Here is a 23,241-nt window from a genome sequence, read left to right on the forward strand (position 1 = left end):
ATTTGCTTGTGGTACCTTGAACGAGACACTGGAATTGCTCACAGGAACGGGCACTACGGGTTAGCGGGTTTTCGGCAATCGAAGACCACGCGCCGACCAGACGAAATAATCTCCATGATATCTGGATCCAATTCACCCTCTTGAGGCCATGTTCTTACGGTGAGGCCACAGGCTTCCAAGCGTCCTACGATATCGAAACCATATTTCCGAACATGATCTTCCTGCCCAAAATGTACCAATCGCTCTTCAGGCGCCGTGATGGAAAAGTCTTCATAAGTCTTTGCGCCAGACGTTGGCACCATAATAAGCGCTGCGCCACCTGGTTTCAGAACACGCTGCATTTCCTGCATGGCCTTGCGGTCATCTGGTATATGCTCAAGGATGTGCGAGCAGATGATTATGTCAAACACATTATCCTTGAACTGAATATCTGTAAGGTCCAGTCTTATCATGGCGCTTTCCATGAACAGGTCGCCAGACAAGTAGTCGATTTCAGGGTTATTGCTTAGAAGACTGGTGAACACTGGTTCAGGCGCGACGTGAAGCAAACTTTTGCGTCCTGCAGGAAGCTGAGGCCACACATGATTGACAAAGTATATCCAGAACAGCCGATGACGCTCAAGTGAACCGCAGGCTTGGCACTTTGAGTTTTTCCGTTGCCTCCGGACGCCACCGTCTCGAAACGCATCGACATGCGATCCGCACATCGGACAATACGAACCTCGAGGTTGCCTATTCAGGCTTTTTTGTATTGCATCATTGTGTCCACTCAAGAAACCATCATGGCCGGCTGGTAATTTCGCTCGTTTAGTGGGTGACTTGCTCATGTTTCTTGGGCCTTGGGTGCGATTGAAAGAGATTCGAATATAGTGTTGGTTTCTGGGTGGCTGTTCAGGAAGTCGTTCTCGGATTGAGTTAGGGTATCACGGCGCGTGACCCCAACGTCCGCCGCAGTGTTTATAGGAGGGCGATGTGCGAAATCCGTTCGACTGTTGTCTGGAATTGATAGTCCGAGCGGGGCCAAAACCTGCCTTTCCAAGTAGGACAGGCCGATGGCGCTAAAGTCGTCAAGGTTGAACAGAAACACGCGATCAGACGCTGATGCTTTCATAGCCTGGTATTGTCGGACGGAAGCCAAATAGTCGTCAGACACCTGCTTAATATCCCGTTCAGGCCACCTCGATACAATGGACAGGTAATTGTCCGTAAAATTCCTGATGCAGTATACGTATCGGGGCTTGTTATGCTGAAGCATCTGTTCATAAAAGTCGAAATAGAACTCGTTGTTGGGTCTTTTGTATCCGTAGTATTTTATGTCGCGGCTTGGCTCGACACGGTCGGATTGTCCGCAATTTGCCCAAAGTGCGAAGAGCAGCTGCTCCCGCTTCAGCTGCCAGCGCCGTTGTTCACGTTGCTTTCTGTCATCGTCACTGGCTGCGACCTTGTCATAATACTTATTGACGCTGTTCATGAACTGTTCGATGTGCCGCATGACTGGATTTGGAAGCTCACCCTGAAGCGTCACTTCGTCCAGTTCATTCATAAAGTCCGTTATGAATCGTGTGCCGGCGCGCTGGCGGCCGACTATCAATAGCGGAATAGCCTGGTCGGGATAGGTTGCCATCGATCAGGCCTCCGAAACTTTTGCGATTGGCTTGGAGGCGCTTTGCCGTTTCACGGCATCCCATATTTGCGTCGACATGCCCAGACTCCAGAATGGACGAATTCCATCGTGCGGGAAGAATACCGGCTCCGCATTGAAGGGGGTTCGCTGTGGTGGAGTAATAATGCGTTCGGGTGCTTCGAGGTGGGGCAGGGCTGCAAACCAGATCGGCAGGAATCGATCGGGATTAAACGCATCGATCTGCTCGAACGGCCAGGGTTTCCCCATATGCTCCAGTAACCATTGTGCTCCCTTCCCGAGACTCGCGCCATTAGGGGCCTTGTGAGCCCATAGGTCGACACCCCATTGTTCGCCGAGGTTCGCCAAATTGATCCAGCTTTGCATGTTAAAGCAGCAGTAATGCGCCGTAGTCTTGCGCTTCAATTCATCGGGCTGACTTCCATCAGGCGCGAATTGTGTTGCAATACGGGTATTCGCCCTCGCCAACGTTTCAAACAGCACGTCCTGATCGTCGAGGTAAGCGGCAATGGCGCCGATTTGCAAATCGTAGCAGGTGCCATGGTTGTTGATCGCGCGACGTTCTGCCTTGCCCTGGTCCGACATCAGCAGCCAATCTAGGTAAACCTCCAGCCATTCATCGAAAGCGCCGGACACTTTCTCAGATACGGCTCCCGCCTGTTTGACCAGTCGAACGGCGTCAAGATAGAAATAGATATCCTTCATTTCGATCAGGCCTGTCGGTGCGCCGAGATCCATATTGTGCCCCAGCCGGACCTGACCGTACTTCAGGTGAGGATTCATGCGTGTTTCAGGATTCACGAAGAAACGCTCGAGAATTGTCGATGCATGTTCGGCATATTGCTTTTCACTAGTGAAGGCGTATGCCAGCGCCAGTGCCAGTGAGTCATCGAAGACACGCTGGAGGCGTGTACGGTCGTACTTCTCGCTTCCAAGTTCGTACAACTTGGTTCCAGGCACGCGTTCTCCGTCTCGGCGCGTGTACGGCAAACCATTAGGTTTGTCGGGGTTTGGCCACCAGTATGGCGCTGGATGCCAGTAGTCCCGCTTGTCACCGCTCGGGGGGAGGGTTGTCTTGTCACAGACTGAATAAGGACCTCGCGCCAAGGCGTCATTTCCATCCTGACGAAGCCGATTTACAACTTTCGTCAATTCAGGATTTGAGCGAGACTTGATTTCACTCTGAAGGCTTGTGGAATCCATGGATACAAGGTTTTCGGGAGATGATTCTGTCACGGCCCTATCGAGTCGACGCAGTGTGGTGACAATGGCCTGTGTGCGCGCAAAGCCGCGGTTCAGTGCTCCGTCGTTATTTTGCTGTTCCAAATCGGACATGCCAGAGAACAGGCGTGCAGTCCAACCCGCCCTGCCGACTCGGTTGGAGTCTTCAGAGTGCGGAAGTCGATCTTGATCCCATGCATCATCCCGATATTTGTCCCAAACACCCGGCACTTTCAGCCTCCAGAGAAGTTCTACTTTGGGGCGGCGGCCATAACAGAAGGATTCGTTGAACATTTCTGCTGCATCATGATGGAATATGATCTGTGGTTCTTCAGTCGCCTCTGGAATGATGCCTCCGTTTATGAGGTCCTCATTGTTTGTCATGCGCGCCATCGGCACCGTGAAATACTTGTGCTCTTGGGCGTTCGCAACATCTCGCCTGATTTCCTCCCAGGCCTCTTTCGTCAGGAAGCAATTGCCATCCCAAGGCAGGATCCAGGTCGCACGAGAGCGTCCATCAGCCAGTGCAAAGTTTCGAGCTCCATTATTGTTCATGGCGTAGTTATTTTTCAGGCGATACAGAGCTGCGATTGCCCGGTCTCGCTTTACGTCTTCGAATTCGTTGAATACAGCTTTGGATAACAATCCGGACTTATGGAAAGAATCTGTATCGAAACCGATTTTCCGGTACGCCTCGATTTCGAAGGGAATGCGTAGATATTCAGTACCAGTTGCTTCCAAAAGAGAAATCATCTGTTCTTCCTGCGCTTCATCGACGATGCGATTGAGAACGAAGCGTTTGGTGGCGCCTTCCAGTTCAGGCTCGTGGTCTAAGATGAATTTCAGGTTGTCGAACGACTGTCCGCGCCGGTGCCGGGGATAAAGATCATTCCCAATGATCCTATACAGGGCGAACGTATCCCTGGTCGCGCTTTCCGTTTGGTCGCCTTTGGTGCTTGATGCGATGGGTGTGGCAGAAGCTTCTTTCTCAGAAGGTCGTATAGCGACGCTAGGTTGGGGGGGCTTTTTGGGTTGAGCATTTGCCGGCTTCGCCTTTGGGGGTTCGTCAGTCCAGGGAACGAAGTATGAAGATGCAAGCGCTTCCAGCCTATCGATCGGTGCGAGTCCGTCAAATCCAGTCCGGAAGCGATAGCGGAAAAGCGCCTTGTCATGCGGAACGTTCTCGACGAATACTTTGCCGGGATCGAATTCCACCAAAACGCAATCCGGCGCGTACACGAATTGCGAAGTTGTGCGTGCGATCGCGGTGATCTCGTTATCGGCTTTGTGCGCTTCATATTCCGGAAACAGCACGGGACCGCCATAGAGGTGCTTGACCCAGTCCATATTCACCATGCCAAACGCGGCGATCCGTCCGTGCCATTTGCCACAATTAAATGCCAGCAATCCCTTGCCAGTAGATTCAAGGTGATCGCGTGCCAACTTTAGCCAATCTGCACCCGGAAATGCATCTTCGGCCAAGTACACGACGTACTTTACATTGAGGCGCGCAGCCGTGTCGTTTAGTGTCTTAATGAAGCCTTGCCTAACAGTATCATCCACAAGGAAGTATTTCGCGGGACTGTTTGCCCGCTTCTGAAGCAAAATCGCTGTCCGTCGTGCTTTGTCCAGATTGATTGATGGCATTATGACGGCAATTCCGTCCGGGTCGTCAAACGAAAGATTATCCAGGTTGGAAACATTCAGTTCGACGATCTCATCTGCCCCGCCAATATATTCTTCGCCCGAACGCTCCTTTATCCGACGTTGATAGAAGTACTCCTCCTTGAAGGGGCGAAGAACTTGCTTTGCAAAAGCACCGCCGAAACCTCCGTCAAATCGATCGAAGAAATACTGACTGTCTGCCGCAAACGTTGGAGGTTCCGTTCCGACAGGTCTGAAGGGTTTTTCTGGGTCATATTCTACCAGAGTGGCATTCGAATCGTATAGAAGCTGGTTCGATGCGCGGGCGATCACAGTTATCTCGTTGTCGGCCTTGTGAGCCGAATAGCCGGGATACAAAACGGCGTGTCCGTAGTGCTTTCTGATCCAAGAGGTCCGCACCATGCCGAATGCTGCGATCCGACCGTGCCACTTGCCACAATTGAATGCGAGAAGTCCTTTGCCAGTCTCGTCAAGGCGTGTGCGTGCAATTTTAAGCCAATTGATTCCTGGAAAGGCATCTTCAGCGAGGTATACAATATACTTCACACTAATTCGCGCCGCTGTCATGTTCAGCGTTTCGATGAATCCCTTCCGATGGATGTCTTCAACGACAAACACTCGCGCAGGGGTGCCCGATCGCTTCTGGAGCAGCTTCGCGGTTGCATAGCCTTTCTCGGTGTCAATGCATGGCATGATGACAGCAATACCGTCGGGGTCGCTCCAATATATCCGGTTCAGTTCATCGGTCGTGACAACAGTGATGCCGTCATCGTCAGGTGCCGCCGGTCCGTTTCCGCTTTTGTGCGGTAGGGGTAACGCCATCCCGGCTTCTACGAAGGGATCGCTGACGCCGGTGATTGTCTTGTAGAACGTGTTAAAACGCTCTGAGAATTTGACGGCTGCGGGAAGTATTCCGCCCACGCTGTTCAAAGCTCGATAGCTCGCAAGTGCGAAGTTTGCGCGAGCGGCAGCATAGGAGAATTGGCGCAGGAAAAGACGCCGCCCAGCCATTTTCATGGTCTGCGTCATTTCCGGATTGGCAAATAGGGATTTGATCGCATTTGTCATGCCGTCCCAGTCGCCGAATGGGACCAACTTAACATAACCCTGTTTTCCAAGAGGTTCGAGGTCGGATATTCCGTTTGCAATAATGGGTGTGCCCATCGCGAGGGCATCAGTTGCTTTGTAAGGCATCTGATAATGGCTGGCTGGGACATTAGGATCTAACCACAGAATAACCAGATCAGCGGCGAGGTTGATCCGCGCCATAGCGGGGCGATCTTGCGGCGGCAGAACACGGATGCGTTCCCCGAAACGTTTGATCAGGCGTTCCTGATCCGGCGTTACGCGTGAGCCGACGAAGAGAAGTTTGTAAGAAGGGTCACCCAAGCGCTCGACGAGGTCAACGAGTTCATAGATGCCCTTGTGCTTCCGGAGGAGTCCTCCAAACAGAATGATCCGGTCATTCGGCGAGAATCCGAGTTCCTCGCGAATCGCCTCGCGGTCGTAGATAGCCGGATTATAGACGGATTCATCCTTCAGATTACGCATGTAGAGACATTGGTTGTCGAAATGCGCATCGATACCTTTGTTGTGGGTAACGAGGACGGGAAGCGTTTTGGCGATAGGGTCCATGATATGGGACCAGTGGTCGCTGTAAGGGTTCAGCAGGTCTTCCGACCTAAGGTCGACTTGTTCGAAATCCGATTCTCGATGAGAGTCGGTGCTGTTGGGAGATGATACAACCGTTTCCAGATCATTGATCTCCAATACGATCGGAGCCGCCTTCGTGTAGTTTGACAGAAGCGCGAGGCCGAGGCTCGGAAGTCGCGGTTTCACGACGTATATAATCTCTCCGTCAATGGCATCCATTGCCAATTTCAACGCGTCGAAAAAGTCTGGGAACTGGGTGCCATCGATGTAGACGGTGCGGAAGGTAGGCGTGACATCCTTTAGGGGAGGGAACATCTCCTCGAAGAATCGGAATGCGACAACCTGAACGTCGTATTCGGATGACAGCGCTTCAGCGAGCGCGAAGGGTTTTGAATAGTGGTTCCTGCTGAGGTCCCATGAAATAATCGTGACCTTGCGAACTTTGGGCTTAGCGACAACCGGCAAGCCTTCACTCAGGTAAGTGGCAACGGCACCGTCGATGATCGGAATGCACGACTCGTCATGCTTCATGCTTTTGGTGATTTGGTTGAGGGCGTCGTTGCGTTGGTAGAGAGCGAGAATGCGCTTTAGGTGAAGCGGGTCGCGCAGCCATGTATACTTCAGAATTAGGTCATAGTCCTGACGTCTTGTCAGGTTCTCGTTGAATCCGCCAAATAGGTCATACAGTTCTCGTCTGTGAACAAATGAATTTAGATCAATGAAGTTCTTGTTGAGAAGATTCTCGTGCACAAATTTGGGGCGTGCATGTGATCGTATATGCAGGTCGCCATTCGATCCATGTTCGTAGTCGATAAAATCAGCATACGCGCAGGAGTGACCAGGGTGCCTGGACAGGAGGTTCGTCATAGCTAGCAAAAAGGCCGGATGCCAGAGATTGTCGCTGTCGAGATAAGCGATTATGCCGCCTTGGGCGGCGGCCAAGCCGACGTTGCGTGCGGCAGCAGCGCCGCCTTTGTTGATGCGGAGATATCGAATGCGCGGGTCATTGAATCCTTTGACAACTTCCGCCGTATTGTCAGTGCTTGCATCATCACAAACCAGCAGTTCCCAGTCGACGAATTCTTGCGCGAGCACACTTTTGATGGCGTCGTGAACTATGTGTGCCCTGTTCCATGTTGGCATGATAACGCTAACCATCGCCGAATTCGTTGTGTAGGAGGAAGTTCGCCTGAGTTTATCCAGTTGTTCTTCGGATCGAGCGATGGCTTTGGGGATTGTGGGGTCGTTGCAGTGCGAGAGCAATTTTCGAAGCACTCTGTCGTAAGGTGAGCGGTCCTTTGTCTTTTTTTTCCCGGCAGGCGACTGAGCTTTGTTCGACACAAGTGAATTCGGCAAAGGCGGGCGTCCTTCGACACGGCCGTTCGTGATGTAGTGGACGAGCGGGTTCATGCCTGCTGCCTTAACGTCAGGATTGCTTTCAAGGTACCAGCGGCTGTCAAAGCCGGGGCCAGGCGCTCGGCCCTCATGCCATCCAGATGCAAGAAAATGATCCAGCGGATCCACGCCGGCCGCTCTCACATCGGGGTGCTGTTCCAGGTAATAAGAGCGATCAAACAGGCCGGAAGCTTCGATCAATGCTCGGCCACCTGCGCTATCCATGAGGGCAGGTGCTGCCTGCGAACTCGCTGGCGGGTTCGGTAGTCGGCCCTCGGATTTTCCGCTGGTGAGATAGTGCAGCAGCGGGTTGACGCCTTTTGCCAGAACGTCCGGGTAGGCATCCAGATAGTTTTGGGCCACAAACCGCGGGCCAGGCTCACGCCCTTCACGCCATCCGCGGGTAATGTAGTGCTCAAGCGGATCGAGCCCACTTTCTTGCAGATCAGGGTAAAGCTTCCGATATGCTTCGCGATCGAAGAGATCAGATGCCTCGATCAGCAGGGCGTCGCGTTTGAGGCGGCGGCGGTTACGCCATCGCGCAACCGCCGCGATCGGGGCCATCGGGGCGAGGACGATCCCGCCCGCACGCCAACGAAGCGATTTACGTAATGCATCAGCATTGGCTCGTAGTGCAAGCAGGCGTACCGATAGGGCATCCCGCTCGAGTTCCAGCGCCCTTGGCCGAAGTTCCGCCTCCTTGAGGGCAGCGCGGCTCGCAGCGAGTTGTCTCCTTACATCTGCGGTCTTCGCTATCTCGCCCTTCTGAGCCGCTTTGGCATCAGCCAGTGTTTTTTCTAACGCGGCAATCGATTTTCGCTTTTCCGCGATATCGACTTTAGCGTTCCTGAGTTCTAATTCGGACGCCTGTTTCGCCGTTAATGCGGCTTCGGCTTCAGCTTCGGCTTTGGTGAGACGTTCAAGTCTTTTCGAAGCGCTGTCGAGTTGCCGGGTCAGCGCATCCAAGGCGCCGATTTTGCCGGTCAACTCCGTCTCTATCCGTTTCGCTCGAGATTTTTCCTTGCCGAGACGGTCGGACAGATCCGATTGGCGTTTCTCGGCATTCGCCTTCTCTTTCTCGATGCGAGCGAGGAGGTCGGTTTCGAGCTTCTTGGCATTCACCTTCTCTTTCTCGACGCGAGCGAGGAGGTCGGCTTCGAGCTTCTTGGCATCCGCCTTCTCTTTCTCGATGCGAGCGAGGAGGTCGGCTTCGAGCTTCTTGGCATCCGCCTTCTCTTTCTCGACGCGAGCGAGGAGGTCGGCTTCGAGCTTCTTGGCATTCGACTTCTCTTTCTCGACGCGAACGAAGAGGTCGGCTTCGAGTTTCTTGGCATTTTCCTTCTCTTTCTCGATGCGCTCGGCCAGTTCTGCTTCGAGCTTCTCGGCGGTCGCCTTTTCCTTGTCGATGCGTCGTTTCAGGTCTTCGACGGTGCGCTCATGTTCGGGGTTTGCGAGCGCATCCTGTAGGCGCTTTTGGAGTTTCTTGATCTCCGCGAGATTGTTCTGCCGGCTGGTCTCATCACTTTCGAAGTCGAGAAGCGTTTCGCGCGCCTCGTCAGACAGGACAGCGTCTTCGCGAGACAGTTCGCCAGCTTGCAGTTTCGTCCAGAGTTCTTTCTGTTTGGCAGAGAGTCGGACACTGTCGATACCGGTGTCTACTTCCTCGCGGCGCAGGCTGGACCGGATAGCACTGATGCCCGCTTTTGCATCAAGTTGCTGAACACCGCGATTGGCAAGTTCCTCAGCAAGGCGTTGCAGCGTTGCTTCGGGTGCGTTGATTAGGTTGTCGTAAAGCACCGGAATGACCGAGAGATTGCCAGCGTTCTCGAGCGTTGCCACCACATATGCTTCCCAGAGGGCCAGTCCGGCAGTAAGCGAGAAACCGTTGCGGCGCCGTAACGAGCGCGCCACTTCAACCGGGTGCCGCACTACCATGATGAGGTGGGGATTTGTGAGTGCGCGGCGCAGGACCGGCAGAAGCAGGCACAACCGTGGCTCTTTCAGCGCCCATGCGCCGTACGGCCCTGCGCCTTGGTCGAGACGAGAGACTAAATCACGCAATTCCCGTACACGAGGCGTCATGACGGACAGGGGGATTCGATCAGGATCGAAATTGGTCACTTTCCACCAATCTGCGCCGGCACCGTGCAGCAGCGCATCGCATAGTGCGCGTGCATCGCGACGCTCGAAGAAACCGAGCGGATTCTCCCAGTTAGTGTCGGTGAGCGCTTCTGCCTCGCCGACAAATACGCCCATCGCGTTGAGCGCCCCCGTGACCGCCGACGTGCCCGAGCGATGCATGCCAAGGACGACGATTTGCGCTGGAGAACTATTAGTTGAATCGTCAGACCCTTTTGGGGGCTTCGGTTTTTTTGCCATACTCAGTTTCGCTCCAACACTGTTAGTCTTGTCTAGATAACCCGCGGCACGGCATCAACCTATTATGTCCTGCGGGCGAAGGCGGTTCGAATCGCCTGCAGACGCCGGCCATTCCGCAGCATATCGATGACGTGCTCCAAGCGGGTTTTACCGTATCGCTCGACAAGGCGCCGGTAACCCTCGGCAGAGTGGATGCGTCGGCGGCTTGAACCAAAGCTGCGCGATTTTGCGTGAAACACGTAAGCGTCGGTAGCGACAACTGATTGAAAACCAAGATCGGCGGCGCGCAAACAATAGTCCGTCTCTTCGCCGTAACCGTGCGGAAAAGCCGTTTCGTCCAGAATTCCTGTTGTTTGAAGGCATTTTCGGCTGATCGCCATACAAAATCCGTTCAGTGCCGGTACGAAGATGTGGGGATCAGCGACCAGATCCGCGCAGCGACGCGCCATGTCTTCGTGTGTCAGTCCCGGCGGCAGATCATTGATCGCGTAGTCACCCGTTGGGTCGACCTGATCTGGCACGGATTGCCAAGACGCGGCATTCGACAGTGGGCCGGCGAGGCCGGAGTCAACATCGCGCTCTGCCGCTGCGATCATTGCCCGGATGGCACCTTGGGAAACGACGGCATCGCTGTTGAGCAGAACGGTGTAGTCCGCAGTAGAGGCCCGCAGACCTGTGTTTGCAGCAATCGTGTAGCCAAGGGTAGTGTCGTGGCGGATTACAATATCATTACGATTCGCATCCGCATGGGCTGCAATGATCGAAGCAGCGGCCGGGTCGGATCCGTCGTCCACCAGGATCAGCCGGGTCAGGGAATCTCGCGTACGGTCCAATGCGTTCAGGCAGTTTGCTACATCGTCCGGTGCGTTGTGGACGCAGACGACGATGTCCACGCTTCGTTCCCGGGCGCGATCGCGGGCGTCTGAAAGCGATCGATCATGGACGAGGTCGCTAAAGGCCGGCGGGAGCGTCATGCGCTGCAAGAGTTCGAGGTCTGCGTGGTTGGCGCCGCCATGCGAAATGTACGCGAAGGCCGGATTCGAGCGAACGGAGCCGCCAGCCTCGAATAGCCATTCAGATGTCGCGCCGGCCTTCCAGCGGGCGTAGTCAAATGACAATTGGTCCCTGCGGCTTCCATGTTCGATTTCAGACCGCCAGATGTCCAGAGTTGCTTGAGTTTCTGGCCGCCTGAGATCCATGACCATGAAATTCGTCTCGGCAAGCCCTTCGTCACCCAGAAATCCCTCGATCACATAACGCCCCACCTGCTTTGCAACAGTATCGGACGTGTCTAGGCCATAGTCGGCAATGGCCCGAGCCTCTTCCATGAAGGTGGACCTGATGGGATGAGCGACCAGACCGAACGAGGCATTTGCAGCCACGACCTGATCGACATAACGGGCAATGTCACCTGTCACGGCGATGTTGCCATCGATCCAGACTGCGATATCGGCGTCCGGCAAAAGTCTCTGTGGTGAGGTCTTGTGGAGGCGGGCGCACCGTACAGGATCAGTCAGGGGAAAGACGAGCGGCGCAAGATGCCAGAATCCGGCCCGCCCTGTTGGCTGGTCAGTGAAGAAATGATAACTGGCGCGGTCGATCAGGGACTCATGAGGTAGCGGAACATCGTAGCCGCCGGTGGCGCAAGTGTAGATTGCGATGTTCAAGTCAGCGGCATTATGCACGCGGCACGCGAAAGGCGCAATTTGCGCCACGTCGGTCCATCCAACGTGACGAGGTGAATGATACATTTGCGCACCCGTCCACGATGTCGACAGGGTGTGGGGCTTTTCGGACCGGATCTGTAACGAATGAAAGCCCGCATCTTCGACGAGAATGGGAAGTGCGCGCTCGACCGTGTGCGCAAACTGTCCGTCAACTGAGTCATTGCCCGCCTCAAAATCCGATGGTGCGATGCCTGCCTTCAGAAGTCCACGGAGGGCGACGGGGCGAACAAGGAAGAAGGAACCGGCCGGGAACGGCTTCAGTCGCATCACTGTGTGATCAATGCCCAGGCGGTCAAACAAGGTCTTGGCGGAACGCCGGTTCGATCCCCAGACAATCTGTCCGCCAACTGAGGCATGGTAGACTGGAAAGACGAGGCCAAGAGATGGATCCTTGGCGAACAACGACAAGACCTGATCGAAATGTTCGCGTGAATGAAGCAGGTGATGGAACAATTGCGTCGCCCAGTCGCGCTTGTCAGGCGAGTGCAAGCTCTTTTTGCTATGAACGTGCAGGACGAGGTCGAAATCCAGGAGCGCTTCGGCAAAGACAGTGAGCATGGGCGCAAGGTCGCGTCCACGATTTGGAGTGGCCGTGGCGGTAACCGACTCCACAAATGGAAGAGCGCCCAGCTGCTTTTTCATGCGGATTGCGATGTCGAGATCAGGCGCGCTGACAAAAAGGCAGAATGGAACGTGGATGGAACGCAGATAGTATTCGATGGTCGACGCGAGATCGTCGTAAAAGACGTGAACGTGAACGGCGAGACGTCCTTCCCACTTCGGCAAGGTCTCCGGCGCACTGTTAGGTAGGACTACGGCCGGCCCGTATGTGCGGCAGAGTACTCCCCGTAGCGCTCATATGCGCCAATCCAGTTTTCCGGTTCGTCAGGATCATCGGGCAATTCAGCCGCGTGCAGGTTTAACCAATCCAGCGGTGAAGGGGGGCAAGGGCGTCGGCCCTCGTCCGCTCCTGCGGTGATGTAGTGGGCGAGCGGATTGGCGCCGGAATCTGCGACGTCGGGATTTTGTTCGAGATACCAGTCGCAATCGAAATCCGGTGAAGGATTAAGTCCTTCAAACGCGCCCGCTCTCGCAAAGTGGAGCAGATAATTTTCCGGCCCCGCCGCGATCGCAGGATTGGCGCCAAGGTACCAGGACGTGTTAAACAGCGGACATGGATTGAAATCCGGATCAACGGGTGCCGCCAAGAAATGCAGAAGTGCGTTCGTTCCCGGTTCGCACGCTTCGGGATGGCGCCTGATATAAGCCTTGGCATCAAACAGCGGGGAAGGCGACGCGCCTTCCTGCGCGCCAATAGACAGATAGTGATGTAGGGGTGGAATCGCTTGGCTGGCTAGTTCCGGGAACTGACGGCCGTACCAAGCAGGATCGAAGAGGGGGAAAGGTTCGCGACCTTCCTTCCAGCCGGTCTCCATGTAGTGGGTGAAGGGGTCGACACCGGCTTTGCCAATGTCAGCGTAGCGCAAACGGTACCAGTTGGCGTCAAACAAAGCCTTGAGCGCCGCGCGATCCTGTGAGGCCTCACGCTTGAGATACTTAAGGATGTCCATCTTGACCATTGATTCCGTTATTTTTTGCGCCCGACCAAGTGCCAGCGCTGGCTCATGCCCAAGGGGCGCTTCCGATCAAAAATCCGACGCCACCAAGCCATTCCTTGCGAGGAATGCCTTGTAGTTCAACTTGTTAGTCTCTCTCTTTGAATAGTAACTACCAAAGTCGGCGTTCTCAACGAAACCCTTCATCTTGCGGGGCGTAAGCTGGATTCCGCGCGCAGCGGACGAGGGAATGGCAGCAAATTCGCATATTTCACGAGTGCGGCTGTCATGATGCAACATGTAGGCGGGTACGCCCGAGTTCAGGGCCATGATCGTGCCGTGGAGGCGGGTTCCGAAGACGTAGTCATAAGAATCAAGCGCGCGCGCCCAAGTATCGACATCGAAGAAGGTGCGTCCCTGTTCACGTATATAGGCCTTGAGTGTGGGCCAGTCCGGCGCATCGTAAATCTGCTTCAATAACGCCTTCAGACCCGCGTCGAATGCAGGCTTTTCGGTAGCTTGTACGAGCAGGCTCATCTCTTCGGGCTCGGATTGAATAAGGATGTCCATCCCTTCCTGGAACGCGATCCGGAACAACTGTCTGTGTATGGATTCCTCGTTCGCGAAAGGCTCGTAGGTGGCCGAATAGCGGGTGGAGTGAATCAGGCCTTTGCTTTGCCTGACCTTGACGGGGCCGGGCGGAAAAAAGGGGCGAAAATCATGGTACAACGACGGACAGCCCGTCACCGTTGTGTTCTGGACACCCAAGCTCGACAGTATTTCCTGTGTGTACTGCCCCCTGACAGAGATAGACTCAGATCGTTCGGATATGGCTTTAACAAAGCGCTGTGTTCCTTCCGGGATCGCGACCGCTCCGGAATAGCTGTCATCTTGCGCGCCAATGCCGATCAGAATCGTGGGAATGGTCAGCTGCTCGAACAAGTCCGCCAGAGTCGAAAAATCAACAAACGGGCTCAGCCAGTTGGCAGCTGGTATGACGAGGGCATCGAGGGTTTCGTTCAGGAGTTCCGGCGAAAAAGTGAAGCTTACTCTTTCTTTGTTTCCTCCGATCTGATTCCATACGGCGTTCGTGAACAACAGGTTGCCGGTATTCTTGCCGATCATCTGGTAAAGTGTCGTGAATGGGCGTTTCCGGGCCACAGGCACTTTCTGAACAATGGAGAGGATACCATAGCGTGTCATACAATTCTCGACTCTATCTTGATTGGACGTCAGGGTCGGCCACAACAGGGTTCAACGACCCGCATCGTACCTTGTCACAAGAGGCCATGTGGCAGATTTATGCAGCTTTGACCGACATTCCGGATCGTTGTCTGCTACTTGCAACGAACCCTTCCGCTGCACAAGCCTGAACGCCTTCATGTCAAAACCGATCAATTTCGAACTGCCAGGCTATTGCGACATTTGTGAAAAGGACGTGGTTTTCCGAGCCAGATTTAGCTGGTTCAGGGATCATCTACTTTGTCCCAGTTGCGAATCAGTCCCGCGAGAACGAGCTTTGATGCAGGTCTTGAAGCAGCACGTGCCAAACTATCGGTCTCGCAGGGTACACGAGTCTTCTCCGTGTGGCCGGGGTGTTTCAAAGCGCCTGAAACGTGAGTGCCGCAAGTATACCTACTCGCACTTCTTTCCTGATGTCTCCGGTGGGGAGATTCATCCGGAGCGTGGGGAACGGTCTGAAAATCTTGAGAAGCTCAGCTTTCGGGATGAGCTGTTTGACCTGTTCATCACGCAGGATGTCATGGAGCACGTGCTCGATCCGGCAGCGGCGTTTCGTGAAATCGCCCGCGTCCTGAAGCCGGGAGGGGCCCACATCTTTACCGTCCCACTGGTGAAAAAGGCCGCAAAATCTGAAAGGCGTGCCGAGCGTGCACCGGATGGCACAGTGATGCCCCTGGCCGAGGTACAGTTCCATGGCAACCCGATCGACGAACAGGGATCTCTAGTGACCATGGACTGGGGATACGATATTGCCGAGTTCATTGATGACAGTTGCGGAATGTCCAGCCAGATCATCATGATTGACGACATGAAAAGGGGAATCCGCGCGGAGTATATCGACGTAATCCTGAGCCGCAAAAGATGATCAGCGAAGGTGGTAATTCTGGCACAAGACGATAAGAGCTTTTTGCTATTATCCTTCCTGCGAGCAAGACAAGGACCCCGATATGACGTTGAAGTCATCTGTCACGACTACGACGGTTGGTACGAATCGGGTCAATTTTGATCCGCTTCTTGCAATTCGTGATGTTGTTGACGGGTTTTCTCGTCGATCCTTGTGGATGGCGTTTGCGATCGACCAGATCCAGCAAAGGTATCGCCGCAGCCGAATCGGGTTCGCCTGGATCATCGTATCCTACCTGATTTTCGTCGGCTCCATCTCTTTGTTTTTCGGAAACTTCTCTGATTTGGCCCACCGGCACTTCACAGCTTATGTCGCGATCAACTATGCAATTTTCCAGTTCCTGATGGCCAACATTTCTGATGGTTGCGCGGTGTTCCGCTCGGCGAAAACTTGGATCAGTAGTACGCCGCTGCCACACTCCATTCATGTCTTCAAAAGTATTGCCCGTTCCCTGTTTGTATTTGTCGTTTGTTTGATTGTCGCATTTATCGTACTTTTGGTTCTTGGCCAGAAATTCAGCCCGGTTGCCTTACTGTCGATCCCTGCGTTCATCGTGCTTTTGATCAACGCTGTCTTCATCCAGATCACCTTCGGCTACGCGGCAGCGCGCTACCGCGATGTGGATTATTTCATGCAGTCGATCACGCGCATCCTCTTTTTCACAACACCCATTTTGTGGGTTAGGGATGAGCATATGAAGACAGGCCTTCGCCTTGCCCTTTCGGAATTCAACCCATTCACACATGCGCTGGAGATATTCTCATCGCCGTTGCTGGGGGAACTGCCGGATCCGAAGAGTTGGATTATCATCGGCTGGTTGACTATCGCCAACTGTGTCATCGCAATTTGCGTGGCCGGTGTTTCCCATCGTAGATTGGCATTTTGGTTGTAGGTGACAGATGGCTATTCTGATGGACGAATCGACTGCGAGAACGCCACCGGTTGACCTGGGTGGAGCGCATCAGGGTGCCGCACTGATTGCCGACAAAATCGGTATCGTGTTTCCGGCCCGAGGTCCGGTTGTGCACGAGGCAGAGATCACGGGTGACGATCGCATGGTTTGGACGAGCCGCGGGCGCCTGAAGGGAATCCGGGCGCTAGAGGACATTTCATTCTCGCTTCGGCAAGGGGACAGGCTGGCTATCGTCGGTCGGAATGGTTCGGGCAAGACCACGCTCCTTCAGGTGCTTGCCGGAATTCTCTCACCTGTATCGGGTCAACTCACGACGACAGGGCGGGTCACGAGCCTGATCAATATAAATCTCGGTATTCAGCCCGAGGCGACAGGTCATCGAAACATAACCCTGCGCGGTCTGGCGGCCGGATATTCCCACAAAGCGATCGAGGCGAAGCGCGCGGAGATAATGGAATTTTCCGAACTTGGAGAGTTTCTTGACCTGCCGCTTGAGGCCTATTCTTCTGGCATGCGCATGCGCCTTACCTTTTCCATCGCGACGGCCTTTGAGCCAGAAATTCTCATCCTCGACGAATGGTTGAGCGCCGGAGATGTTTCCTTCAAGAAGAAAGCGACAGGTCGCATGAGGGAGTTTGTGTCGAAGGCTGGCATCCTGGTCCTGGCCTCTCACAGTCGTAAGCTGATCCAGGACAATTGCGACACGGCGATCTGGCTCGACAACGGTCGCATTCGTGAGTTCGGCCCTGCGGAGCAAGTGGTCAATGCCTACGAGGCAGACCAGAAACAGACGAAAGACGATCCTGGAACTTTGGCTGGTGCCGCTTGAATTGTGCTTACTGCCGCAGTGAAGTCCGCACGGCTGCGCGGAGGAACTGAATCGCCGTGGAGCCGAAGCGACACCTCTAGTTGCGCATCATGGTCGAGTGGCGTATTCGCACCTCAGCAGGGACGAATCGAGAGTTTTGTCTATATGAAAAAGATAATCGTCACGGGCGGCGCCGGCTTTATCGGGTCGGCAGTTGTGCGCCATCTTGTTGCCAATGAAGGTGCCGACGTTCTGGTTGTCGACAAGATGACCTATGCGGCCAACCGGGCAAACCTGGCGCCGGTGGAGCAAACGGGGCGATGCCGCCTGCTGGTCGCCGACATATGCGACCAGCAACAGATGGCCGAGACGGTCGCCGAGTATCAGCCTGACAAGATCCTGCACCTGGCAGCTGAAAGCCATGTCGACCGGTCGATTTCCGGGCCACGCGATTTCATCGAGACCAATGTCATCGGGACCTACAGCATGCTGGAGGCCGCACGAGCCTACTGGGCGTCCCTGCAGGGGGAAGCGAAGGACAAGTTCAGGTTCCTGCATGTGTCGACAGACGAAGTGTATGGCTCTCTCGGCGACGACGGCCTGTTTCAGGAAACCACGCCTTATGACCCGTCTTCGCCCTATTCGGCATCAAAGGCCGCGTCTGATCATCTGGCCCATGCCTGGCACCGCACCTACGGTCTGCCCGTTGTCGTGTCGAACTGTTCGAACAATTACGGCCCTTACCATTTTCCCGAGAAGCTGATCCCGCTGGTCATCCTCAACGCGCTGGAAGGCAAGCCACTGCCCGTGTACGGCACCGGTGCGAATGTGCGCGACTGGCTCTATGTTGACGACCATGCCCGTGCGCTGTCCCTGATCGCGGCGACAGGGCGCGTTGGACAGACGTATAATGTCGGCGGCCGGAATGAGCGGACGAACCTTCAGGTCGTCGAGGCGATTTGCGACACGCTGGACGCCTTGCGTCCGACCGATACGCCACGACGAGACCTGATAACGTTCGTGGCCGATCGACCCGGGCATGACCAGCGGTATGCCATCGACGCCACGAAGCTTGAAACCGAGCTTGGCTGGCAGGCCCAGGAAACATTTGAAACCGGTCTTCGAAAGACCGTGTCGTGGTATCTCGACAATCCTGACTGGTGGCAGCCACTGAGGAAATCTGTCTATTCAGGCGAACGGCTCGGCCTTGATGCGGCCGTCAAAGCGTGATCTGGCCGTCGGTCTGAACCCGGAAAACCGATCATGCCTGATACTCTGAATATTCTCGTTGCGGGACGCGCTGGACAAGTTGCGCAGGCGCTGGCGAACCTGCCGGCGACATCGGATGTCGCGATCTCGACAATGGGGCGGCCCGAACTGGACATTTGTGACGCCGCAATGGTTGAGGCTGCGGTCGCTGCGGTGGCCCCGGACATGATCGTCAATGCGGCTGCGTATACAGCGGTTGACCAGGCCGAGTCCGACTCTGCCGCCGCGTTCGCCGTCAATCGCGATGGCGCTGCCAATCTGGCAAGAGCCGCAGCGGCACGTCGTATCCCGATCCTCCACCTTTCGACAGACTATGTCTTCGACGGCACGAAGAAGTCGCCTTACGAGGAAATTGACCCCGTCGCGCCACTCGGCGTGTACGGCGCCTCCAAGCTCGCCGGTGAACAGGAAGTCGCTGCTGCGAATGCGGCACATGTCATCCTGCGGACAGCGTGGGTTTACAGCCCGGTCGGGAAGAACTTTCTGAAAACCATGCTGCGGGTGGCGGACGGCCGGGATGAACTTGGCGTTGTGGGCGATCAGGTCGGCAATCCGACCAGCGCGCACGACATCGCCGTGGGACTGGTCGCCATCGCCCGACGAATTGCCGACGACGAAAACTGGACGCCGGGCGTCTATCACATGACGGCTGCAGGTGAGGCGAGCTGGGCTGATTTCGCTGCGTTCATTTTCGAAACCAGCGGCGCGCTGGGCGGACCCACGGCACATGTGAGACGGATCACGTCTGCAGAGTACCCGACGCCGGTGGCGCGACCGGCGAATTCGCGTCTCGATTGCGCCAAACTGTCTGCCGAGTTCGGGGTGACTTTGCCGGCCTGGGAGGGCAGTACGCGGGCCTGTGTCGAACAATTGCTGAAAACCAAGGGATGGAGCGTATGAAGGGAATTATTCTCGCGGGTGGAAAGGGCACACGCCTGTATCCGATTACGCGCGGCGTTTCGAAACAATTGCTGCCGATCTACGACAAGCCCATGATCTTTCACCCGATCACGACGCTGATGTTCGCGGGTATCCGGGAAATTCTGATCATTTCCATGCCCGATGCGTTGCCGACTTACAGGCAGCTGCTCGGAGACGGCAGTGCCTGGGGGATGAGCTTCGACTATGCCGAGCAGCTCGAACCGAAGGGGCTGGCCGAAGCGTTCCTGATTGGCGCAGATTTCGTCGCGAACCAGCCAAGCGCGCTCGCGCTGGGGGACAACATGTTTTACGGCTCCGGCCTCAGCGGCGATTTGCTCAAGGCGGGTGCGATCACAAAGGGCGCCGAGGTGTTTGCCTGCCAGGTGAACGAGCCATCCCAGTTCGGGATTGTTGAGATCGACCGTGACGGCAAGGCCCTTTCGATCGAGGAGAAGCCGGCAAGACCGAAGAGCAACTGGGCGGTCACCGGCCTCTATTTCTACGATGAGGACGTGGTGGATATCGCACGCGATGTGCAGCCGTCTGCGCGTGGGGAACTCGAGATAACGTCAATCAATGATGCCTACCTGAAGCGGGGTGATCTGCACGTTCACCGGTTGGCGCGGGGTACGGCATGGCTTGATGCGGGCACATTCGATGGCCTGATTCAGGCATCTCAATTCGTTCAAACCGTCGAGAAGCGCCAGGGCATGAAGATCGCCTGCCCGGAAGAGGTCTCTTGGCGCAAGGGCTTCATCGACGACGCCCAGCTTGAGAAAATCGCGTCGGAATACAAGAACGAATACGGCGCCTATCTCAAAGGATTGCTGACGCACTGGAGCCGCTAGCCGGCACTTCGCGAACGTGGACTTTTCGCTGGCTCATGCGGAACGGGTTCCACACCATGGTGCGAACCAGCTGCCACGACGAAACAGATTGCTGGCGCAATGCACGCCCATTCCGGCGCATCCTGGCTGCGCCGAGCAGACCATCGCGCATGCCTCGCCAGGTCTGGCGGACGCGGCCTGTCATTATGCCGCGCGCAAGCAGGTACAGGGAGAGGGCGACGTGCCCGGGCAGTGTGATCCAGAAGGCGGTTGAAGGCATGTTCTTGGCATAGGTCCAGACGCGGTTGCGTGACCCATGGTAGATGGAAAAGTCGCTCGCGCGGCCAGCCAGCCCGCCCCCGACATGATGGACCACTGCTCTCGGCAGGAACATGCAGTTCTCGCCCGCCAGACGCAGGCGAAACCCCAGATCGACGTCCTCGCAAAAACAGAAGAATTCCTCGTCGAAGCCGCCATGTTCGAGGAAAAGCCGGCGGTCGAAAACGGCACTGGCGCCACATGGGCTGAAGCATTCCCCTTCACCCGGCAACTCGCTCGCGGCCCGTCCGAACCCGCCGCGCCAAGGCATGCCGAAGATCAGATACGCATCGCCGGCGCCATCGAGCACCCTGGGATCGGCGGCATCCAGCTGGGCAGATGCGAACATACGGACATTGGGATACCGGGCCTGTCCTGCCACGATCTCCTCGAGCCAACTCGCGGCGGCAATGGCGTCGGGGTTCAGGCATACGATCCAGTCGCCCGTCGCTTTCGCGGCGGCCAGATTCGTGCCGGCGGCAAAGCCGTGATTGTGGCTTTCCGCCATCAGCGTGAATGCAGGCAGTCCGTCGGTGCGCAGGTGGTTGGCGGATCCGTCCGTGGAGCCGTTATCGACCAACAGAACTTCAAAATCCCGGATGGTCTGGCGCGCCAGGGAATCGAGCGCCTGCTGGACGTATTCGCCGCCGTTGAAGTTGACAATGATGATTGAAAACCTGGGGCATTTGGGAATGCCTTTGCCCGATCTGTGTCGGGGTGCAGCCGGGATTGTCGTCATTCTGCTACCGTTACCGTGATTTACGTCAAGCCCCGCCTCTTACTGGCACTTTCCGGCGTCAGCGTCGAGGCGCGCTGTCTGTCGCGGGCACCTCCCCGATTCCGCATCGCTACAGTGCCTGAGCATTCAGAATTCCACAAAATAGTTACAACTGGAACCTTTTCCAGAATCTTGTTAAACTGGCTCATGCTCACAACCGCTGCCAAGAACCGATATCATGACGCGCCCCGCGCGGCCGATTTCACCATTGACCAGGACTGGGGGTCCTATTCGTCCGCCGAGCACGACAGGTGGGACAGGTTGTTCCGCCGCCAGCTGGATGTCACACAGGGCCGGGCCTGCCAGACCGTGCTCGATGCGCTGTCAGCACTGGAACTTTCGGCGTCTGGCATCCCGGACATGGAGCAATTGTCCGACCGACTCGAAGCGATCACGGGCTGGCGCGTTGTCCCGGTGGCCGAGCTGGTGCCTGACGAAATCTTCTTCAATCACCTCGCCAACCGCCGCTTTCCGGCGGGTGCGTTCATCCGGCCCGAAGCCGAGTTCGACTACCTGCAGGAGCCGGACATCTTCCACGACATTTTCGGCCATGTCCCGATGTTGGCCAATCCGGTCTTCGCCGATTTCATGGAAGCCTATGGCAAGGGCGGGCAACGTGCGATCGAGCTGGGCCAGCTGCACAACCTGGCGCGGCTGTACTGGTACACGGTGGAGTTTGGCCTGATTCGCGAGGCCGGAGAGTTGCGCATCTATGGCGCTGGCATCCTGTCGAGCCCGAACGAGACTGTGTTTGCGCTGGAAGATGCCAGCCCGAACCGCGTCGGTTTCGACCTGCAGCGGATCATGCGCACCAAATATATCATCGATGATTTCCAGCAGACCTATTTCGTGATCGACAGTTTCGACGCCCTTCTGGAGGCCTGCTACAAGGACTTCGGCAATGTCTATGCCGAGGTGAAGGACAAGCCGGATTTCGAAGCGCACGACATCGCGCCGGGCGACGACGTGATACAGCGCGGCACACTCGCCTATTTCCACAAGCGCGGCGCTGTCGCCGAGCCCTCTTGACCGTTCCGGAAAAAGCCCGCACCCCGGCACGATGCATTACGTCCCTCGCATCCTCGTCACCGGCGGCGCCGGCTTTATAGGCTCATTCCTGTGCGAGCGCCTGCTCGAGACGGGGGCCGAAGTCCTGTGCGTCGACAATTTCTTCACCGGGCGGCGAACCAATGTCGCGCACCTGCTGGACAATCCGAAATTCGAGGTGATGCGTCACGACGTGACCTTCCCGCTGTTCGTGGAAGTCGACCAGATCTACAACCTGGCCTGTCCGGCAAGCCCGATCCACTACCAGTTCGATCCGGTGCAAACGACCAAGACCAGCGTGCACGGCGCGATCAACATGCTGGGTCTTGCCAAGCGGACGCGGGCGCGCATTCTCCAGGCTTCGACCTCGGAAGTGTATGGCGATCCGGTAATCCACCCGCAGACCGAGGATTATTGGGGCAACGTCAATCCGATCGGACCGCGCAGCTGTTACGACGAGGGCAAGCGGTGCGCCGAGACGCTGTTCTTCGACTATCACCGCCAGCACAAGGTCGATATCAAGGTCGCGCGCATCTTCAATACCTATGGCCCGCGCATGCACCCGAATGACGGGCGGGTCGTCTCGAATTTCATCGTGCAGGCCCTGAAGGGCGAGGACATCACACTCTATGGCGATGGCGAGCAGACACGCAGCTTCTGCTATGTGTCCGACTTGGTGACGGGCCTCGTCTCCCTGATGGAAACGGGACCGGACTTCGTCGGGCCGGTCAATATCGGTAATCCGGGCGAGTTCACGATCCGCCAACTGGCGGAGCGGGTGATCGACCTGACCGGCTCGAAATCGAAACTGGTGCACCGGCCGCTGCCTCAGGATGATCCCAAGCAGCGCCAGCCGGATATCACGATCGCCCGCGACAAGCTGGGCTGGGAGCCTACAGTCAGGCTGGACGAGGGATTGAAGCCGACAATCGCCTATTTCGAGAAAGAAATACTCGCCATGCCATAGGGCGGTTTT

The 23,241-nt window shown here is 56.0% G+C and carries 15 protein-coding genes; 8 read left to right on the top strand and 7 right to left on the bottom strand.

Going from position 1 to position 23,241, the window contains the following annotated elements; translation table 11 throughout:
• Positions 1-53 precede the first annotated feature (53 nt).
• The 6 genes from HJO_RS18290 to HJO_RS16525 all read right to left on the bottom strand — a co-directional run bounded on the left by HJO_RS18290 (position 54) and on the right by HJO_RS16525 (position 14,441).
• Positions 54-827 (bottom strand): class I SAM-dependent methyltransferase, encoded by a 774-nt coding sequence (locus HJO_RS18290; protein ID WP_084142175.1) that lies wholly within the window; start codon positions 825-827, stop codon positions 54-56.
• Positions 824-1,624 (bottom strand): sulfotransferase, encoded by an 801-nt coding sequence (locus HJO_RS16500; RefSeq protein WP_035619222.1) that lies wholly within the window; start codon positions 1,622-1,624, stop codon positions 824-826. The genes HJO_RS18290 and HJO_RS16500 overlap by 4 nt, the downstream gene beginning before the upstream one ends.
• 3 nt (positions 1,625-1,627) lie before the next feature.
• Positions 1,628-9,955, bottom strand: a complete 8,328-nt coding sequence (locus HJO_RS16505; RefSeq protein WP_084142177.1) for an alginate lyase family protein — start codon at positions 9,953-9,955, stop codon at positions 1,628-1,630.
• A gap of 62 nt (positions 9,956-10,017) precedes the next feature.
• A complete protein-coding gene (locus HJO_RS17990; RefSeq protein ID WP_084142179.1) occupies positions 10,018-12,468 on the bottom strand; it encodes a rhamnan synthesis F family protein in 2,451 nt (816 codons plus the stop codon).
• A gap of 26 nt (positions 12,469-12,494) precedes the next feature.
• Positions 12,495-13,262, bottom strand: coding sequence for a hypothetical protein (locus HJO_RS16520; protein WP_035619228.1), 768 nt, complete (start codon positions 13,260-13,262; stop codon positions 12,495-12,497).
• Positions 13,263-13,328: 66 nt separating this feature from the next.
• Positions 13,329-14,441 carry a polysaccharide pyruvyl transferase family protein gene (locus HJO_RS16525; RefSeq protein WP_035619231.1) on the bottom strand — a complete coding sequence of 371 codons (1,113 nt, stop codon included), beginning with the start codon at positions 14,439-14,441 and terminating at the stop codon, positions 13,329-13,331.
• A gap of 178 nt (positions 14,442-14,619) precedes the next feature.
• On the opposite strand from HJO_RS16525, the gene HJO_RS16530 reads away from it, so the two are divergent.
• The 6 genes from HJO_RS16530 to rfbA all read left to right on the top strand — a co-directional run bounded on the left by HJO_RS16530 (position 14,620) and on the right by rfbA (position 20,143).
• Positions 14,620-15,345, top strand: a complete 726-nt coding sequence (locus HJO_RS16530) for a class I SAM-dependent methyltransferase (RefSeq protein ID WP_035619234.1) — start codon at positions 14,620-14,622, stop codon at positions 15,343-15,345.
• A gap of 82 nt (positions 15,346-15,427) precedes the next feature.
• Positions 15,428-16,276 carry an ABC transporter permease gene (locus HJO_RS16535; RefSeq protein WP_084142181.1) on the top strand — a complete coding sequence of 283 codons (849 nt, stop codon included), beginning with the start codon at positions 15,428-15,430 and terminating at the stop codon, positions 16,274-16,276.
• Positions 16,277-16,283: 7 nt separating this feature from the next.
• A complete protein-coding gene (locus HJO_RS16540; protein ID WP_206741870.1) occupies positions 16,284-17,126 on the top strand; it encodes an ABC transporter ATP-binding protein in 843 nt (280 codons plus the stop codon).
• 144 nt (positions 17,127-17,270) lie between these two features.
• Positions 17,271-18,335 carry a dTDP-glucose 4,6-dehydratase gene (gene rfbB, locus HJO_RS16545; RefSeq protein WP_035619238.1) on the top strand — a complete coding sequence of 355 codons (1,065 nt, stop codon included), beginning with the start codon at positions 17,271-17,273 and terminating at the stop codon, positions 18,333-18,335.
• A 33-nt stretch (positions 18,336-18,368) separates the two neighbouring features.
• Positions 18,369-19,274 carry a dTDP-4-dehydrorhamnose reductase gene (rfbD, locus tag HJO_RS16550; RefSeq protein WP_206741871.1) on the top strand — a complete coding sequence of 302 codons (906 nt, stop codon included), beginning with the start codon at positions 18,369-18,371 and terminating at the stop codon, positions 19,272-19,274.
• Positions 19,271-20,143, top strand: coding sequence for a glucose-1-phosphate thymidylyltransferase RfbA (gene rfbA, locus HJO_RS16555; protein ID WP_035619241.1), 873 nt, complete (start codon positions 19,271-19,273; stop codon positions 20,141-20,143). The genes rfbD and rfbA overlap by 4 nt, the downstream gene beginning before the upstream one ends.
• On the opposite strand, the gene HJO_RS16560 is transcribed toward rfbA, so the two are convergent.
• Positions 20,112-21,179 carry a glycosyltransferase family 2 protein gene (locus tag HJO_RS16560; protein ID WP_051618745.1) on the bottom strand — a complete coding sequence of 356 codons (1,068 nt, stop codon included), beginning with the start codon at positions 21,177-21,179 and terminating at the stop codon, positions 20,112-20,114. The genes rfbA and HJO_RS16560 overlap by 32 nt on opposite strands.
• Positions 21,180-21,365: 186 nt before the next feature.
• Between HJO_RS16560 and phhA the strand changes: the two genes are divergently transcribed.
• Together phhA and HJO_RS16570 are read left to right on the top strand one after the other, a co-directional pair.
• A complete protein-coding gene (gene phhA, locus HJO_RS16565; RefSeq protein WP_035619243.1) occupies positions 21,366-22,247 on the top strand; it encodes a phenylalanine 4-monooxygenase in 882 nt (293 codons plus the stop codon).
• Between the two features lie 31 nt (positions 22,248-22,278).
• Positions 22,279-23,232 (top strand): UDP-glucuronic acid decarboxylase family protein, encoded by a 954-nt coding sequence (locus HJO_RS16570; protein WP_035619246.1) that lies wholly within the window; start codon positions 22,279-22,281, stop codon positions 23,230-23,232.
• The last annotated feature ends 9 nt before the right edge of the window (positions 23,233-23,241 follow it).

The sequence above is a fragment of the Hyphomonas johnsonii MHS-2 genome, from assembly GCF_000685275.1.
GTDB classification, from domain to species: Bacteria; Pseudomonadota; Alphaproteobacteria; order Caulobacterales; family Hyphomonadaceae; genus Hyphomonas; species Hyphomonas johnsonii.

What these genes read in the sequence shown, in the direction of transcription:
- HJO_RS16530 (WP_035619234.1), top strand. Translation starts at nt 14,620, where the DNA reads ATGTCAAAACCGATCAATTTCGAACTGCCAGGCTATTGCGACATTTGT.
- HJO_RS16500 (WP_035619222.1), bottom strand. Translation starts at nt 1,624, where the DNA reads ATGGCAACCTATCCCGACCAGGCTATTCCGCTATTGATAGTCGGCCGC.
- HJO_RS16505 (WP_084142177.1), bottom strand. Translation starts at nt 9,955, where the DNA reads ATGGCAAAAAAACCGAAGCCCCCAAAAGGGTCTGACGATTCAACTAAT.
- HJO_RS16535 (WP_084142181.1), top strand. Translation starts at nt 15,428, where the DNA reads ATGACGTTGAAGTCATCTGTCACGACTACGACGGTTGGTACGAATCGG.
- HJO_RS16525 (WP_035619231.1), bottom strand. Translation starts at nt 14,441, where the DNA reads ATGACACGCTATGGTATCCTCTCCATTGTTCAGAAAGTGCCTGTGGCC.
- rfbA (WP_035619241.1), top strand. Translation starts at nt 19,271, where the DNA reads ATGAAGGGAATTATTCTCGCGGGTGGAAAGGGCACACGCCTGTATCCG.
- rfbB (WP_035619238.1), top strand. Translation starts at nt 17,271, where the DNA reads ATGAAAAAGATAATCGTCACGGGCGGCGCCGGCTTTATCGGGTCGGCA.
- HJO_RS16540 (WP_206741870.1), top strand. Translation starts at nt 16,284, where the DNA reads ATGGCTATTCTGATGGACGAATCGACTGCGAGAACGCCACCGGTTGAC.
- HJO_RS16560 (WP_051618745.1), bottom strand. Translation starts at nt 21,179, where the DNA reads ATGACGACAATCCCGGCTGCACCCCGACACAGATCGGGCAAAGGCATT.
- phhA (WP_035619243.1), top strand. Translation starts at nt 21,366, where the DNA reads ATGCTCACAACCGCTGCCAAGAACCGATATCATGACGCGCCCCGCGCG.
- rfbD (WP_206741871.1), top strand. Translation starts at nt 18,369, where the DNA reads ATGCCTGATACTCTGAATATTCTCGTTGCGGGACGCGCTGGACAAGTT.
- HJO_RS18290 (WP_084142175.1), bottom strand. Translation starts at nt 827, where the DNA reads ATGAGCAAGTCACCCACTAAACGAGCGAAATTACCAGCCGGCCATGAT.
- HJO_RS16520 (WP_035619228.1), bottom strand. Translation starts at nt 13,262, where the DNA reads ATGGTCAAGATGGACATCCTTAAGTATCTCAAGCGTGAGGCCTCACAG.
- HJO_RS16570 (WP_035619246.1), top strand. Translation starts at nt 22,279, where the DNA reads ATGCATTACGTCCCTCGCATCCTCGTCACCGGCGGCGCCGGCTTTATA.